The 15,685-nt window shown below is 61.3% G+C and carries 13 protein-coding genes; 12 read left to right on the forward strand and 1 reads right to left on the reverse strand.

Going from position 1 to position 15,685, the window contains the following annotated elements:
- Positions 1–239: 239 nt before the first annotated feature.
- The 8 genes from eno to PLJ71_16085 all read left to right on the forward strand — a co-directional run bounded on the left by eno (position 240) and on the right by PLJ71_16085 (position 9,645).
- On the forward strand, positions 240–1,541 hold the full coding sequence (gene eno, locus PLJ71_16050; GenBank protein ID HQM50201.1) for a phosphopyruvate hydratase: 1,302 nt from the start codon (positions 240–242) through the stop codon (positions 1,539–1,541).
- 102 nt (positions 1,542–1,643) lie between these two features.
- A complete protein-coding gene (locus PLJ71_16055) occupies positions 1,644–1,946 on the forward strand; it encodes a hypothetical protein (protein HQM50202.1) in 303 nt (100 codons plus the stop codon).
- A 25-nt stretch (positions 1,947–1,971) separates the two neighbouring features.
- Positions 1,972–2,988, forward strand: a complete 1,017-nt coding sequence (locus tag PLJ71_16060) for a PhoH family protein (protein ID HQM50203.1) — start codon at positions 1,972–1,974, stop codon at positions 2,986–2,988.
- On the forward strand, positions 2,985–5,507 hold the full coding sequence (locus tag PLJ71_16065; protein HQM50204.1) for an HDIG domain-containing protein: 2,523 nt from the start codon (positions 2,985–2,987) through the stop codon (positions 5,505–5,507). The genes PLJ71_16060 and PLJ71_16065 overlap by 4 nt, the downstream gene beginning before the upstream one ends.
- Complete coding sequence (gene ybeY, locus PLJ71_16070; GenBank protein ID HQM50205.1) at positions 5,504–6,010, forward strand: rRNA maturation RNase YbeY; 507 nt, start codon at positions 5,504–5,506, stop codon at positions 6,008–6,010. Before PLJ71_16065 ends, ybeY begins: the two co-directional genes overlap by 4 nt.
- 5 nt (positions 6,011–6,015) lie before the next feature.
- Positions 6,016–7,506 carry a hemolysin family protein gene (locus PLJ71_16075; GenBank protein HQM50206.1) on the forward strand — a complete coding sequence of 497 codons (1,491 nt, stop codon included), beginning with the start codon at positions 6,016–6,018 and terminating at the stop codon, positions 7,504–7,506.
- On the forward strand, positions 7,503–8,864 hold the full coding sequence (locus PLJ71_16080) for a hemolysin family protein (GenBank protein HQM50207.1): 1,362 nt from the start codon (positions 7,503–7,505) through the stop codon (positions 8,862–8,864). Before PLJ71_16075 ends, PLJ71_16080 begins: the two co-directional genes overlap by 4 nt.
- The gene (locus PLJ71_16085) at positions 8,806–9,645 is read left to right on the forward strand and encodes a DUF502 domain-containing protein (GenBank protein ID HQM50208.1); all 840 of its coding nucleotides are present in this window, start codon (positions 8,806–8,808) and stop codon (positions 9,643–9,645) included. The genes PLJ71_16080 and PLJ71_16085 overlap by 59 nt, the downstream gene beginning before the upstream one ends.
- A gap of 16 nt (positions 9,646–9,661) precedes the next feature.
- On the opposite strand, the gene PLJ71_16090 is transcribed toward PLJ71_16085, so the two are convergent.
- A complete protein-coding gene (locus PLJ71_16090; GenBank protein HQM50209.1) occupies positions 9,662–10,237 on the reverse strand; it encodes a four helix bundle suffix domain-containing protein in 576 nt (191 codons plus the stop codon).
- A gap of 246 nt (positions 10,238–10,483) precedes the next feature.
- Here PLJ71_16090 and PLJ71_16095 point away from each other — a divergent pair, with 246 nt between their 5' ends.
- From PLJ71_16095 to PLJ71_16110, 4 genes are all read left to right on the forward strand, one after another.
- The gene (locus PLJ71_16095) at positions 10,484–10,951 is read left to right on the forward strand and encodes a hypothetical protein (protein ID HQM50210.1); all 468 of its coding nucleotides are present in this window, start codon (positions 10,484–10,486) and stop codon (positions 10,949–10,951) included.
- 11 nt (positions 10,952–10,962) lie between these two features.
- On the forward strand, positions 10,963–11,442 hold the full coding sequence (locus PLJ71_16100) for a PilZ domain-containing protein (protein HQM50211.1): 480 nt from the start codon (positions 10,963–10,965) through the stop codon (positions 11,440–11,442).
- A gap of 103 nt (positions 11,443–11,545) precedes the next feature.
- Positions 11,546–14,782, forward strand: coding sequence for a family 78 glycoside hydrolase catalytic domain (locus PLJ71_16105; GenBank protein ID HQM50212.1), 3,237 nt, complete (start codon positions 11,546–11,548; stop codon positions 14,780–14,782).
- Between the two features lie 200 nt (positions 14,783–14,982).
- Entirely contained in the window at positions 14,983–15,534 is a 552-nt protein-coding gene (locus PLJ71_16110) for a sigma-70 family RNA polymerase sigma factor (protein ID HQM50213.1), read from the forward strand.
- Positions 15,535–15,685: the final 151 nt, after the last annotated feature.

A 15,685-nucleotide genomic window follows, 5' to 3' on the forward strand; every position in this document is an offset into this window, starting at 1 on the left:
GCACCGCTAACACGGCGTCTCATGAACATTTTACCGTCGACAAAAGACCGAATTGGTGAAGAAGGCACGATCCGCGGCCGCTGCGTCATGCTCGCCGCCGGCCCTGCAGAGCATTCCCGTCACCCCTCACGCCTTGGCATGGTCATGGAAGGGCGCCACGCGATCGTGGATTTTTTGCACTCAAATCGAGTATCCTGTTAGAGATTCGAATACTTGGAAGAGGAAGGAGAGTGTGAAGCATGACACGGATCACCGATATACGAGCCCGTGAGATACTCGACTCGCGCGGCAACCCGACGATCGAGGTGGATGTTTATCTGGCCAGCGGTTTCCGGGGACGTGCCGCTGTTCCCAGCGGAGCGTCCACGGGCGAGAACGAAGCCCTCGAACTGCGGGACAAAGACCCCAAACGGTATCTTGGAAAGGGCGTGACCAAGGCCGTTGAGAACGTTAACGAAATCATTGCCGAAGAGTTGCTCGGCATGGAAGCGACCGACCAGCGCGCCGTCGACAGCCTGTTGATCAAGCTCGACGGCACGAAGAACAAGGGCAAGCTGGGCGCGAATGCGATGCTCGGCGTTTCGCTGGCCACAGCAAGAGCTGCCGCCGAGGCACTCGAAGTCCCGTTGTACAAGTACATCGGCGGCGTAAACGCCCATGTCCTGCCGGTGCCTATGATGAACATTCTCAACGGCGGGCAGCACGCCGATAACAACGTCGACATCCAGGAATTCATGGTTATGCCGGTGGGCGCCAAGAGCTTCAAGGAAGCCTTGCGTATGGGCGCCGAGGTGTTTCATGCCCTGAAGAGCGTACTCAAGAACCAGGGGCTGAACACATCGGTCGGCGACGAAGGCGGTTTCGCGCCCAACCTGGGCTCGAATGTCGAGGCCATCGAAGTCATCCTGAAAGCCATCAAATCCGCCGGCTATAAAGCGGGCAAGGATGTCTGGCTGGCACTGGACTGCGCAAGCAGCGAATACTACAAAAACAAGAAATACGTGCTGAGCGCCGAGAAGAAGACCGATTACAGCGCGGCGGAGCATGCTGAATTTCTTGCAGCCTGGGCGAAGAAGTATCCGATCATCTCGATTGAAGATGGCATGGCGGAGGACGACTGGAGCGGCTGGAAACAGCTTACGGACGCGCTTGGCGGTACCATACAGCTGGTTGGCGACGACCTGTTCGTGACCAACACGCAATACCTGAGCCGGGGCATCAAGGAAGGCATCGCCAACTCTATCCTGGTGAAACTCAACCAGATAGGAACGTTGACCGAGACCCTTGAAGCCGTGCAGATGGCCCAGCGCGCCGGGTATACGGCCGTTATTTCCCATCGCAGCGGTGAAACCGAGGATTCGACCATTGCGGACTTTGTGGTGGCTACGAACGCGGGCCAGATTAAGACTGGTTCGGCTTCGCGGAGCGACCGCATCGCGAAGTATAACCAGCTGCTGCGTATAGAGGAGGAATTGGGCGACCAGGCCGAGTTCCTGGGGATGGGCGCCTTCTATAACGTGCCCGCAAAGGGCAAGAAATAGGGTACAATACTTGAAGTGCCCGGCGCGCCAGTGGTCTTGGCGCGCGGGAAGGGTACGGACAGCGTATACCTGAGGATGTCGCAGCAAACTCGAAATCGCTATATGATGGTGGTGGTCGCGGTGACCGGCATCGTTTGCGCGTATGCCTTTCACCGTGACCTTTTGAGTCTTTACAACAAGTATTGCGAGCGCGAGGCGGCGGTGCAGCGGTTGCGTCAAAGCGTGCGGGAAGCTCAGGCTTTGGAAGACGACCTGTCGCGCAGGGTAGACGGTCTGGACCATGACGCTGTGGAAATGGAAGCAGCAATCCGCCGAAACAAGGAGCTGATACGCGAAGGTGAGACCATTTACCGTGTCGAGCTTCCGCCGGAAATCGGAGCCGGCGGCACAGCGCGTTCTCAGTAGTCGGACCGGTTGAGGTAAGACTGCTCTGACACACGAGATACAGCTAAATAGTCAAGACGAAGCCGTAAAGCTTCTGGGACGGAATGGCGAACTGCGCAAGCGCATTCAGGACGAAACCGCCGTGCGCATTGTGGACCGTGGCGCGAAGGTCGTCGTCGTCGGGAATGATGCGGAAACGGCTGTCGTCGGCAAGATGCTTGATGAGATGCTTGTAGCCGTTCGAAAAGGCCACACGCCCAGTGTTTCCGATGTAACCTACGCTCTGAACGAGGCCCGGAACCGCGAATTGGACCATCTCGGCGATGTTCTGGGGGAAGTTCCCAGCGCGTTGCGCCGCGAATTCCAGATCAAACCGCGCACCCGGGGCCAGCGCAGGTATCTGGATACGATCACGAGCCACGATCTTACGTTGGCCATTGGGCCTGCGGGCACGGGAAAGACTTACCTGGCGATGGCCGCGGCGATTTCAGCATTGCTTAACAACGTGGTGAGCCGGGTTGTCTTGACGCGGCCCGCCGTCGAGGCCGGCGAAAACCTCGGCTTCCTGCCGGGGGACCTGCAGCAGAAGGTCAATCCTTATCTGCGGCCGCTGTACGATGCCCTGTACAGCATGTTGGACTACGAGCGCGCCCGCCGCTTGATCGAACGCGAAACGATCGAGGTCGCGCCCCTGGCGTTCATGCGCGGCCGAACACTGTCTAATGCATTTGTTATCTTGGACGAAGCCCAGAATACCAAGCATGAGCAGATGAAGATGTTTCTGACGCGGCTAGGCGAGAATTCGAAAGCCGTGATTACAGGCGATATTACACAGATCGACCTGCCCAAGGGCGTCACGTCGGGCCTGGTCGAGGCCCGCAACATCCTCAAGGGCATCGCGAACATCGGGATCGTGCACCTGACGCGCGGCGATGTGGTCAGACATGCCCTCGTGCAGGACATCATCGCGGCCTACGAGCATGCTGAATCGCGCGGCGGCGAGGATGACCGCGCCTCGCGTTCCGGCGAGGAGACGCCGCACGCCAAAGGGTTTAGGTCATGATATTCTTTGGCGTTGGAAAGAAGAGGCCGCGGCCGGGTGTGCCGTTTCGAGGGTCTGACAGACGGCCCGGCCTGTCCCGATGGATTCCTCGAAGGAGCCGGGTTGCCCTGGCCCTGTCGTTCGTTGTTATCAGCGCGGCCCTGTCGCCCTACATCGAGTCGATCCCAGCGGCTTTTCGCGAAGAACTGGACTATAGCGCTCTGGCTCCGGACGCTGTCCAGACTGAAATTGAGTTTGACGCTCCGGACATCGAAGCCACACGGCTGGCGCGCGCCGAAGCCGCTGCCAAGGTGCCCGACACGTTCCGCGTGAACCGCGAATACGTGCGTGGACAACTTGCCGCGTTTGACACCTTCGTCTCCGCCGTGCAAGGCCAGCGGAAAGGGATGGATGAAGCGCTGCGCGCGGCGTTGCTCGCGTCGGACTCGTCTCAAGCCACCGAGGAGGTGGTATGGGAGACGGCGGTCGCGCGAGCCAAACCGCTTGCCGAAGGCGAGGACGCTCTCCAGGGGATTGCCGCTGAAGACATTGCGGTCTTCGTGCTTCCCGACACCAAATCTGTTCCAGATCGCGAGTTCAACGTTCCTCGAGAGGGAAAGGCAACAGCGGGAGCGCCCCGGCGGACCGCATCTCTTAAAGACAAGACGCCGGCGGCAGGCAGCCTCTCGTTCACGGCGGCCGACGAACTGCTCGGACTTGCTCGCCAGGCGCTGGAATATACCCTGCAATTCGGTATTCTGGCGCCCGACGCCCGAGGCAGCGCTGCTGAGAACGAAAAACAGCCCGATATAAAGATTGTGCGTGACTCGCCGGGACCGGATCAGGCGCGCAGCGAGGTCTTTACTCGCAAGGATGTGCCTAAGCCCGATTCCGCGCGCAATATCTTGAGCGTCCGGCTGGCCCAGGCTCTTCAGGGCGATTCCAGTCCCGTGTTTGAACTTCCCACGGAACGCGCCAGAGCGCTGGCCGGCGCCGTGGCCATGGCAAATGTGTTCACCATCCCGACCCTCGAGTTTGACAGCGTGGGCACGGCGTCGGAACGCGAAGAGGCCGCCGGAAAAGTCGAGCCGAAGACCCTGCACGTCCGGCGGGATACGGTGATCATTGACGCAGGCGAGGAGTGGACCGAACCCAAGATCGCGAAGTACGAGGCGTATCTGGCCGAAAAGAAGGCCCAGCGTCCTATCCAGCGCTATCTTGTCGAGCTTGGCGCGCGTATGGTGTTTGTGGTGCTCGTGCTGGCGTGCCTGCTTCAGTCGTTGCGGGCAGTCCGCGACCGGCGCTCGGACCCGCCGCAACAGACCAATGTCACGCTTCTGATCATGTCGGCCACGGTAGTTGCCGGAGCGGTGATATCCATTTCGGAGCCGACGGGGTATGTCGTGCCGGCGGGGGCCGGGGCTATTCTGCTGGCCATCCTGGTAAATACCCGAGTCGCAATGGTTGGCAGCCTGCTGACCGTGGCGTTGCTGTCGATTGCCTATGACTACAGTTGGGGGCTCTTTTTCGTGCAAAGCGCCATGTGCCTCGGCGGGGTGTTCAGTATTCGCGTGGTGCGCCGCCGCAGCGATATGGCGCGCGCATCGATCAAAGCCACGGTCATCGGGTTTGCCGCCGTCATAGCGTATCTTCTGGCTACCAGCGCCTTTTTCAGCGAGAGCGCGCTCCGGACGCTGGTGCTGATTGGGTTGAACGGGCTGTTGTGCCTGTTTCTCGTTCCGGGCCTGCTCTCGCCCCTCGAGCGTGTGTTTAACATCACCACCGACATCCAGTTGCTCGAGTTCTCGGACCTCAACAACGAAATTCTCAGCCGGATGGCCATCGAGATTCCGGCCACCAACGCGCACAGCCAGCGCCTGGGACAATTGGCCGAAGCCGCCGCGGACGCCGTCGGCGCGAACGGCCTCCTGGCGCAGGTCTGCGCCTATTATCACGACATCGGCAAGCTGCGGCGCCCCGAGTATTTCGTCGAGAACCAGACCGGCATCAATATACACGACGAGCTTTCTCCGCGCCTGAGCGCGCGCGCCATTGCCTCTCATGTGCTCGAGGGGGCTGAAATGGCCCGCGAGATGCATCTGCCCAAACCGATCGTCGACGGGATTTTGGAGCATCACGGGACATGCCTCATCAGCTTCTTCTACCAGGAGGCCTTGGCGCAGCAGAAACATGGCGATGTTCGCGAGGAAGACTTTCGGTACCCCGGCCCGAAACCCCAGCGCCGAGAGACCGCCATCCTGATGATCTGCGACGTGGCCGAGTCCGGCGTACGGTCGATTAAGAATCCCAACGAGGAGCGTATCCGCGAGTTTATTGACAAAATCGTCAAGGCCCGCGCCGACGATGGCCAGTTCGACCAGTGCGATCTCACCTTGAAAGACCTTGATACGATCAAGGCTATCGTGACTTCGCGGCTGGTGAGCTTCGCGCACCAGCGCATTTCGTATCCTGACCAGAAGGACGAAAAGGATGTCCGCCCGCCGAATGTGGTTGCCCTTCGGGGAGGCCAGGAATCATGAGCGCCGGCAAGGCAAGAGCCATGGTGGAACTCGCGATCTGCAACGAGTCGACTCGGAAACGGCTCTACCGTACCGGCGACCTGCTTGCCTTTGCCGAAAAGGTCTGCGCGGGCGAAGGCATTGGGGGGACGATAGAAGTCAGTGTCTTGTTCTGCGACGACGCGCGCATCCGTCACTTGAACCGGCAGTACCGCAAGCTGGACCGTCCGACGGATGTGCTTTCGTTCTGCCAGAACCAGGCGGGCCAGGCAGGATTCCGTATTCTGGGCGATATCGTGATATCATTGGAGACTGTCGAGCGGCATTGCCGGGGAGAGCGTGGCGCGATGCGCGAGGAGGTCCGCGTGCTGTTCTGCCATGGCCTTCTGCACCTTCTCAACTACACGCACGGGACCGAGGCTGCGCGGCGCGCTATGGCTGGCAAACAGGCTGAGTATCTGGAGATCCCCCTCGACAGCGCCTGGCCGAATGCATTGAAGGAACGCTCGGCAAAGCATAAGTGAATCGCATGGGAGAAAAGACACACGTAGACGATGATGCGGGGCCTTACCCTAGTACGCGCGCAAAGGTGCTGGGCGCGCTCGTTGCCGTGGCGTTTCTAGGCGTTCTCTTCATCGGGTTTCCGGCGGGCTGGAGCGCCGGGGCCGCGGTGAGCGGCGAACCCGCGGATACAGTGGCCTTCACGGATTTTCTGCCCGTTCCCGTGTTGGTCTGTGTCGCGGTGCTTCTCGGGCTGTCGGCCTTTTTCTCGGGTTCCGAGACGGCCTTCTTTTCAATCCACAGGCTTCGCCTGCGGGCCATATCCGAGGAGGAGACCATCTCGGGCCGGTTCATCACGAACATGATGAAGTCCCCCGGGCGTCTGTTGACGACGATCCTGGTGGGCAACACGACGGTCAACGTGCTGATTTCGGTGTTGCTGGGCACGCGGGTGCAGCGCTATTTCGAGCACGCTTTTGGCTGGAGCACGCCGCTGGCTTATCCGGTGGCTGTCGCCGCATGCACCGGGGTACTGGTCTTTTTCGGGGAAATCTCGCCCAAGATCGTAGCGGTAGGAGCCTCCGAGACGCTTGCGCGGCTCTTCGCCCTGCCGCTGAGCCTGGCTGATCGTGTGCTGGCGCCGTTGCGCAACACGCTTCTTCGCCTTACCGATCTGTTGTTTCGCGTCACCCGGTTTCACGAGCTGCGCGCCGCGCCGTTCATCACCGACGAGGAGCTGAAAGCGGCCCTGTCGACGGGCGAGTCGCACGGCGCCATCGAGAGCGGCGAGCGGCAGATGATCCAGGGCATCCTCGAGTTTACCGACACCAAACTGCGCGAAGTGCTGACGCCCCGGCCGGATGTGGTGGCGCTTCCCTCGAACGCCACGGTCAAAGAAGCCCTCGAAGCGTATCGCGAAAACGAATACTCGCGCATGCCCGTCTTTGAAGAAGATATGGACCACATCCGCGGCGTTATTGTGATGAAAGATCTGCTGCCGGCCATCGCCAAAGGCGATACGGCGCGCCTCGCGAGCGACTTTCTGCGGCCGCCGCTTTTCGTGCCCGAGACTATGACGGTGCCCCAATTCGTGCGTCATGCCCAGCAGAGACGGACGCATCTCGGCATCGTGGTCGACGAGTACGGCGGCACCGCCGGCATCGTCACCCTCGAAGATGCCGTCGAAGAAGTCGTGGGCGACATCATGGACGAAGATGAGCAGGAATTGCCGCCGTACGAACGCGTTGCTCAGAATGTCTACCGCGTGGACGGCGGATTGCCGCTGGACGAATTGAGCGAGATACTCAAGATCAAGCTCGAGGATGAAGAGCACGAGACCGTTGCCGGGTTCCTCATGAAGATGAGCGACCGGATACTCCAGCCGGGCGATGAGATCGAGCACTACGGGGTGCGTTTCGTCGTCGAGCGTTGCGACGGGAAACGCGTGGAATCCGTCCGCATCGAGATGACCCCGGCCCCGGACCGTACGGACGCCGCGCAGGAGGGAGCGCCGCAATGATGAGCGCAGCACTCACCCTTCTGGCCGTGTTCTTGCTCGCGGTCCTGTTTCAGGCCTTGTTCGCGGGGTACGAGACCGGCTTCGTGTCGAGCAACGCCATCCGTATCCGCTACCTTGCGGAAGAAGAAGGCAATGTGCGGGCGCGGGGTCTGCTGCGGTACATCGAGCGGCCGGAGCAAATGCTCGCGATGCTTCTGATCGGCACCAACATCGCCACCATGGCGGGCACCATGGCGATCACTCAGGCATTCACCGTGCTGCTGGGCGCCCAAGGCGCCGGGCACGCGAACATTGACATCATCACGAAATGGAGCGAAGTGCTCGCCATGCTGGTCGTCGCGCCGATGATGCTTGTTTTCGGCGAGATTCTTCCGAAGAGCGTCTTCCGGACCCATCCAAATCGGCTTGCCCTCGCCCTGTTCCCCATCATCAACGTTTTCTATTGGCTGCTGACGCCCGTGGCCAAACCTGTTTCGTGGTTCACGCAGACCCTTTTCCGCAGACGCGACAAGCGGACCTACCTCAGCCCGCTGATGTCCACCCTCGACGACGTTCGGGTGCTGGTCGACGAAAGCGCGCAGCATGGGACCATCGATCCGGAAGAGCAGCGCATGATTCACGCCATCATCGACCTCCAGAACATACAGGCCAAGGAGATCATGGTGCCGCGCATCGACATCTACGGCCTGCCCGACACCACAACGCGCTCCGAACTGCTTGGCATATTCGAAGCGTCGGGCAAGACGCGCATTCCTATCTATCACGAGTCGGTGGATGAGATCATCGGCATCGTTACGGCTCACGACGTTCTGCTTGACACCGATTCGGGAAGCGAGGACATCCGCCTCTTCATGCGCGATGTCATGCACGTGCCCGACACCATTACCCTCGATGACGTGTTCGAACAGATGAAGCGCAAGAAGCAGCACATCGCGATCGTCATCGACGAGTACGGCGGGACCGACGGACTTATCACCCTCGAAGACATTCTCGAGGTCATTTTCGGACAGATCCAGGACGAGCACGACCGCGAACCGAAGCCCATCCAGCGGGTGGGCCCCGACGCGTACGTCATCGAAGCCCGGATGAGTCTCGAAGAGGCCGGCGAATTCATGCAGGTCATTATTGAAGACGACGAAGTTGAAACCATCGGAGGCTGGCTGATGCACGTGGCGGGGCGCATACCCGCGCAAGGGGAAGTGGTGCTGCACAACGGTTTCCGGATGACCGTGCTCGAAGGCGGCGTAAACTTCGTCTCGAAGATCCGCCTCGAAATCCTGCCCGAGGCAAAGGAAGCTTATGGCGCGCAAACGCAAGACGATGCCAACGACGGACAAGACACCGGGTCCCGCGCCTAAACGCTCCGTGTGGAGCGGGGCACGGTACGTATACAGCAAACTCTGGCGCATCCTGGTTGCCGGGTTCCTGCTGTGGCTGCCTCTCATCATCACCCTGTGGGTTTCCTGGTGGGTGCTGAGCAAGCTTGTATTCGGCATCGAACGGCTCATCAAGACCGCCGTGGTAAACCTGCACGCTATCGCCGAGCGAGTTCCCCAACTGGGGTTTCTCGCCAACATCAAGTATCAGCCGGGCCTCGGCATTCTGTTGGCCATTACGATATTCCTCGTTTCCGGGTATCTTGCGCGATACCTGATCGGACGCAAGCTCATAGCGTTTGGCGAACGGCTGTTCCGGTTTATCCCGTTCTTCAACCGGATCTATCAGGCGGTCGTGCAGATCCGCGACGTATTCGTGAACCGCCAGGGCACGGTGTTCCAGCGCGTCTGCCTCGTTGACTACCCCCGCGAGGGCATGACCGCGGTCGCTTTCGTCACCTCGTCGGAACAGGGGACGGTACAGCGCCGGAAAGGCAAAGAACTCATCGCCGTGTTCGTGCCCACTACCCCCAACCCCACTTCGGGGTATCTGATCTATCTCCCCCCCGAGGACATCACCGAGATCGACATGCCCGTCGAAGAAGCCATGAAACTTATCGTGTCCGGCGGCGCTTACATCCCCTCGAAACACGGATGGCGCCCAGCCGGCGAACCCCCCGAGCCCGAACAGCTCGAACTCGACAACGCCCAAGATGCGGAGCAAGCCACGTCTGCCGAGCCCGAACGAACGAGTGAGGCGTGAGACCGCAAGGGGGTGTTCACGGGAGGCGTCCCCGATGGTGTTTTTTGTCGCGGCGGGCGAGTCGTGCGCGGGTCATGCGCTCGCGCAGGCCTCCTTCTTCGAGAAAATCGCGTTCGAGGCGTCGGAGCTGCTGGTCGAGCAGGTAGTTTGTGACCTTGATGAGGCCGATGATGACGTTGGCACAGATGGCCGGGTCGGGATGCTCAATGCCTTTTCGGAACGTCTCGTAGTTTGCGCCTGAGGACCGGTTGCGTTGGCGCAGGCGCGCGGCGTAGGGGTGATCTCGGGCCCATTCGCCGAGGCCCCGGGTGCGGAGGAAGTCGCGGTAGTCGGCGAGAAGTTCTTTGAAGCTGGCGCGTGCGACGCTGGTCAGTTTGAGTTCGGTTTCTTTGGATGCGGCCGAGGCCATGCTGCCTTCGATGATGTTCTGCTTTCCGGAGCGGGCGGCCTGGGTCATCTGGCCACGGGTGCGGTCGTATTTGTCGAGAAAGCGGTCGCAGAAGTAGAGGGTGGCGTCGTAGACGATCTCGGCTTTCTGGTAGGAGAGCAGGCTTGCGTAGCCGCCATGGGGCGGGATGAAGCCTTGGGGCACGGCGGGCTCCTTTGAAGGGACATAAACGACAAAAGGGACATAAGTTTGGGTGGAAGAAGCAGCTTTCGCAGAGATCCCTTTATGTCATTTATGTCCTTTTAGTCCTTTTCCCTTATTTAGTCATGATATCAGCTCTGCGTGCGGGGGTTCAAGGGCGCGCGCGGGATTGACGCTGGATGGCGGTTCCGATAGTCTTTTATGGCGTAAACCAGCCTCCTCGCTAGAGGCGTGTAGGGAGTCTTGGCCTTGAACAAGTTCATGACTGGTGTCGTGGCAATTCTGGCCGTGTTGTTGGCCATACAGACGGTTCGCCTTCATCGGGCAGAGCAGGGGAGTGCTGCGGTGTCTCCGAAATCGCAAGGGCCGGGGACACCGGCGGGGCGCGAAGACCTCGCCGAGGCGCGGTTTCTGCTCGAGGACCCGGATCACTCGGGCAACGGCGGGGTCCCGAGCAATCCGATGTCCGACTACCTCGTCGAAGCCATGGCAGCGTTCCTGGAATCGGATGAAATCTACAGCAGCGGCGCGGAGTCTTTGCGGGACCGTGGGACAGGGTCCGCCGAAGGCAAATCGGGCGATAAGGCCGCGGGCACCGCAGGAAAGAGTGCCGAGGCGGAGACTGGCGGAGCGTGCCGCGCGCATGATGGCGCGGCTCGAACGGCAGTTGACGGCGGCGCAAAAGCTTCTGGGATAGGCTACACAGCTTCATCATAGGGAGTGCCGGTTTGCAGGAACGACGCAAGACCCTTCGGCGCCAGGCTGATATCGCCGCCAAGGAGCGTGTGCGCGAACTCGAAACACTAGTCGCCGAATTAGGAGGACAGAGAGAATTCAGGCGCAAGCGGCGGCATGTCATCCGGCATACCTGCCAGGTCAGGATTCAGATGCTGATTGGCCACGCGGCGGGTTACTCGAACGACTGGGATTTCGACGCCGTCGCCATTCCCGGGCGTTTGCTGGACTTGAATACGGATGGCGCGCAGTTGTTCACGAAGCAGCGCCTCGAAACGGGCCAGCATCTGCGTTTGGCCATCAAACTCCGCAACGGACAGGAGATTCATATGCCGGCGGACATCCGCTGGGTCCGCCATCTGCCCGAGAAAGGCGGGTTCTGCGCCGGTGTGGCGTTCAATGGACTGGCCGATGCGGACAGCAGAATAGTCACGGCATTTCTGCAGGAGCTCGATGCTTCCGCGGGATTCTAGTGAATTGGGCCGAGCCTTTCGTGATGCCAATCGACACGCTTGGAGGCACAGGACTCAAACCCCTGTCTCGAGATGTGAAGAGCACGATGGAGGGGACATCCTCATGCGCGCGATTCTTATGTCACTCCTTCTTCTGGGACCCGCTTTGGCCGTCCTGGCGGCCGAAAACGGTATCATGGCTGGGGGGCTGCGCACCGATTTCCGCGTCGACCCACTGGGCATCGAGGAATCCCAGCCGCGGCTGAGCTGGGTGGTGTCCTCCGGCGAGCGCGGCGTGGTCCAGAACGCCTACCGCATCATGGCTGCCGGCTCGCCCGAGTTTCTCGACGCGGAAAAGCCTGACTTCTGGGACTCGGGGAAGGTCGAATCTTCGGACATGCACGCGCGCTACTCGGGGAAGGTCCTTTACGCTGCGCAGAGTGTCTCTTGGCGGGTCAAGGTCTGGGACGAGCACGGTCAGGCCTCGCCGTGGAGCGACACCGCCACGTGGACCATGGGTCTTCTCGGGCCCAGCGACTGGCAGGCGGATTGGATCGCCGGCCGCGCACTGAGACCCCCCCTCGAAGGCGCGCAGTGGATATGGGCGCCCGACGAAGACTTCATGCAGGCTGCGCCGGGCACGCGGTTTTTTTGCAGGATGCTTGAGCTTGACTCCGGCGCGCAGCTCCTGTCCGCACGGCTTGAAATCAGCGCGGACAACGAATGCAGTGTGCGCATGGGGACATCAGGATTTGGGGAAATCGCCACGAAAACCGGGTGGGAACGGGCCAAGTCCATCGATGTAACCCAGCATCTGGGCTCCGGGCGGAACCTCATTGGGCTCGCGGTGACCAATACCGCTGATAACCCCAATCCAGCGGGCGTTATCGCCCGGCTGGACATCGAATATGCCGACGGCACGTCCCAGACCTTGGTCACCGACAAATCCTGGCGGGCGGGGCCAAAGAAAGGCTGGGATCTGGCGTCAGGACCGGACCGTTTCCAAGAAGACCCCGTCGGCGGCTGGCCGAATGCCAAAGAACTAGGTCCCCCCGGCACCGAACCGTGGGGGGAGATCAAGGGCTCCGGGTCGGACGTCATGCCCATCTTCCGTACGGAGTTCGCGGTCGAGCGGAAACCCGTCAAACGCGCGTTGGCGTGTGTGTGCGGCCTCGGCCATTTCGAGCTTTCGGTTAACGGGGCGAAAGTGGGCGACCACGTCATCGATCCCGGCTGGACGGATTACAGAGACACCTGCTTGTACGTGCCTTTCGATGTGACCGCGATGTTGCGCGAAGGCTCAAATGCCCTCGGCGTCATGCTGGGCAACGGCATGTACAACGTTCAGGGCGGGCGGTACGTCAAGTTCCTCGGGTCCTTCGGCGAGCCCAAGCTGATCTTGAACCTGCGCGTCGAATACGAGGACGGGATGGTCCAGCGCGTGGTGAGCGACGCGTCCTGGAAGACCGATGACGGTCCCATCGTGTTCAGTTGCGTGTATGGTGGCGAAGACTACGATGCCCGCCGCGAACAGCCGGGTTGGGACGCGCCCGGCTTCGACGATAGCGAGTGGGACGCGGTCCGCGTGGTGAAAGGACCCGGTGGAAAGCTGCGCTCCCAGTCCGCGCCGCCAATTACGGTGGCGAGAAGCATTCGCAGTGACAAGGTGGGCTCGCTGTCTCCCGGGGAATGCATCGTGTTTCTGGGCGAGAACTTGTCCGCGCGGCCTTTCATCACAGTGAAGGGAGAGGCGGGCGCGCGCGTGACCATCACCACGGCCGAGCGCATGGACAAGCCGTGGGAGGGCCATTCCTACACATATACTTTGAAAGGGGAGGGAGAGGAGACGTTTCGATCCCGCTTCACGTATTTCGGGTTCCAGATTCTACGCGTTGTGGGCGTCGATCTGCCGGAAGACCCCGATGCAGGCAAGGAAAGGGCGGTATTGCTCGACGCAGGGGCCGATTTCGTCACGAGTTCGGCACCGGCGGTTGGTGCGTTTCATTGCGCGGACCCGCTGCCGGGCGCGCCCCATTTGTTCAACGAAATTGACGCCATGATCGACCGGTCGGTCCGCAGTAATCTGCAGAGCGTTCTGACCGACTGCCCGCACCGCGAAAAGCTTGGGTGGCTCGAGGTGGCTCACCTGATGGGCCCGTCCATCCTTTATCGTTACGACACCCATGGGCTCTACCGCAAAATCTGCCGCGACACCACCGATTCGCAGCTCGAAGACGGCTTGGTGCCCGACATCGCGCCCGAGTACACGCGGTTCAGCGGCGGGTTCTTCGAGTCGGCCGAGTGGGGCAGCGCGTCCGTCCAACTGCCCTGGCTGCTGTATCGCTGGTACGGGGACGAGGATGTCTTGGATCAGCAGTACGCCACCATGGCGAGGTATACCCGCTATCTTGCCACAACCCGCAACGAACAGGGGCTCGCCAAGGCGGGGCTTGGCGACTGGTACGACTGGAGCTCCGAAAACGGTCACCAGGGCGAGTCGCAACATACCCCTGGGGAGTTGACCGCAACAGCCATGCTGTACGACAACGCGCGCATCGTTGCCGAGACTGCAGCAATGCAGGGAAGAGACGCGGATGCGGCGGAGTTTGGCGTACTCGCGGAGCGGGTCCGGACAGATTTCATTGCGGCCTACTACAAGCCGGCCGAACAGACTGTCGCGACCGGCAGCCAGGCGTCCCTTGCTGTTGCGTTACACTTTGGGCTGTTCCCTGACGAGGCCCGCGACGCGCTGGCCGAGCGATTGGTCAAAGAGCTGGAGTCGAACGGCTACCGCCAAACCACCGGCGAGGTTTGTTTCCGATACCTGTTGATGGCCCTGGCTGATGCGGGGCGGTCGGACGTCATCTACCGCATGCTGGACCGCGGGACCGCACCCGGATACGGCTGCATGCTCCGGCAATGGGGGCTGAAGACGCTCTCCGAACGGTGGGACAAACCCGGCTCCTCGCTCAACCATTGCATGTTTGGCCATGCCCAGGAATGGTTTACCGGCTACCTGCTCGGGATACGCCAAGCGCCCGGCAGCGTCGGATTCGAGCATCTCCACATCGAACCGACAGTGGTCGAGGGCCTGAACGGCGCGGAAGGTTACTTCGATTCGCCCCACGGGCGTGTCGCGGTATCGTGGAACCGTCAGGACAGCGGCATCATCGCCCTCGATGTGACGGTCCCCGGAAACTCTACCGCCGACATCGTGTTGCCCACCGGCGCGGCCGAAAACGTAACCGAATCCGGCGTTCCGTTAGCCGGCGCGCTGGGCATTCGCGACATCAAGGCGGGCGCGAAGACAACGGTCACAACCGGCTCTGGCCGCTACAGCTTCGTTTGTCCCGCGCCCTAATCGGGTTGAGGAAGACGCGCGGAGAGACTGCCGCGTGATCGCCGCGGGCCCCATAAGCCATATAATCACGAGGCGCGGCTGACTTTGACCCAGGCCGGGCGGTTCTGGTTCGCCGAATCCCGGGCCAAGCTCTCAGAGGTCCGTCGTCAGATGATTACCGTAAGAAACCGCGGCCCCGAACGACTAATCAGCAGGATGTTATGAGGAAGGCCAACCTCGAACGAGACAGCGATGCGTCATTGGCGCGGCGTTGGCGCGCCGGCGACGGCCAAGCGGCCGCGGCGGTTGTCGAGCGCTACACCGATGCCCTTGGCGCGATCGCATACGGCGTGACGCGCAACCGGGCCCTCGCGGAGGAGGCGGTGCAGGAAACGTTTGCCCGCGCCACGCGAACGCTTGGACAGTTGAAAGACCCCGCGCGGCTGGGGCCGTGGCTGGTGGGTATTGTGCGGCACGTTGCCGTGGATATGGCGCGGCGGCGTTCGCGCGAGACCCCCATCGGCGACCGGGATATTGCGGCCCGGAGCAATCCCGGCCACGAGGCCATGCGCAACGAGGCGGCCGAGTCCCTGGGCGGGGCCATCGCGGCGTTGCCCGAGGACCAGCGCGACATCCTCGCGATGAAATACGTGGCGGGGATGTCATACGGGGCCATCGCGGAGACGCTGGGCATGACGCCCGACGCCGTGAGTCAGAAACTGTGGCGTGTCCGCCAGAAGCTGCAGAAAGAACTAGTGGAGTTCCGGCCATGAACCCGAAGGATTCGGAACGCTTATCACGATATCTCGACGGTGAATTGACCCCGGACGAGAGCCGGGCGGTCGAGGAGTTGCTTGCAACGTCCCCGGAGGCCCGCGAGGAGTATACGATTATGAAACAGATACACGAGGCGACTCGAGATAC

The sequence above is a fragment of the Candidatus Hydrogenedentota bacterium genome, assembly GCA_035416745.1.
In the GTDB taxonomy this organism is placed as follows: Bacteria; Hydrogenedentota; Hydrogenedentia; order Hydrogenedentales; family SLHB01; genus UBA2224.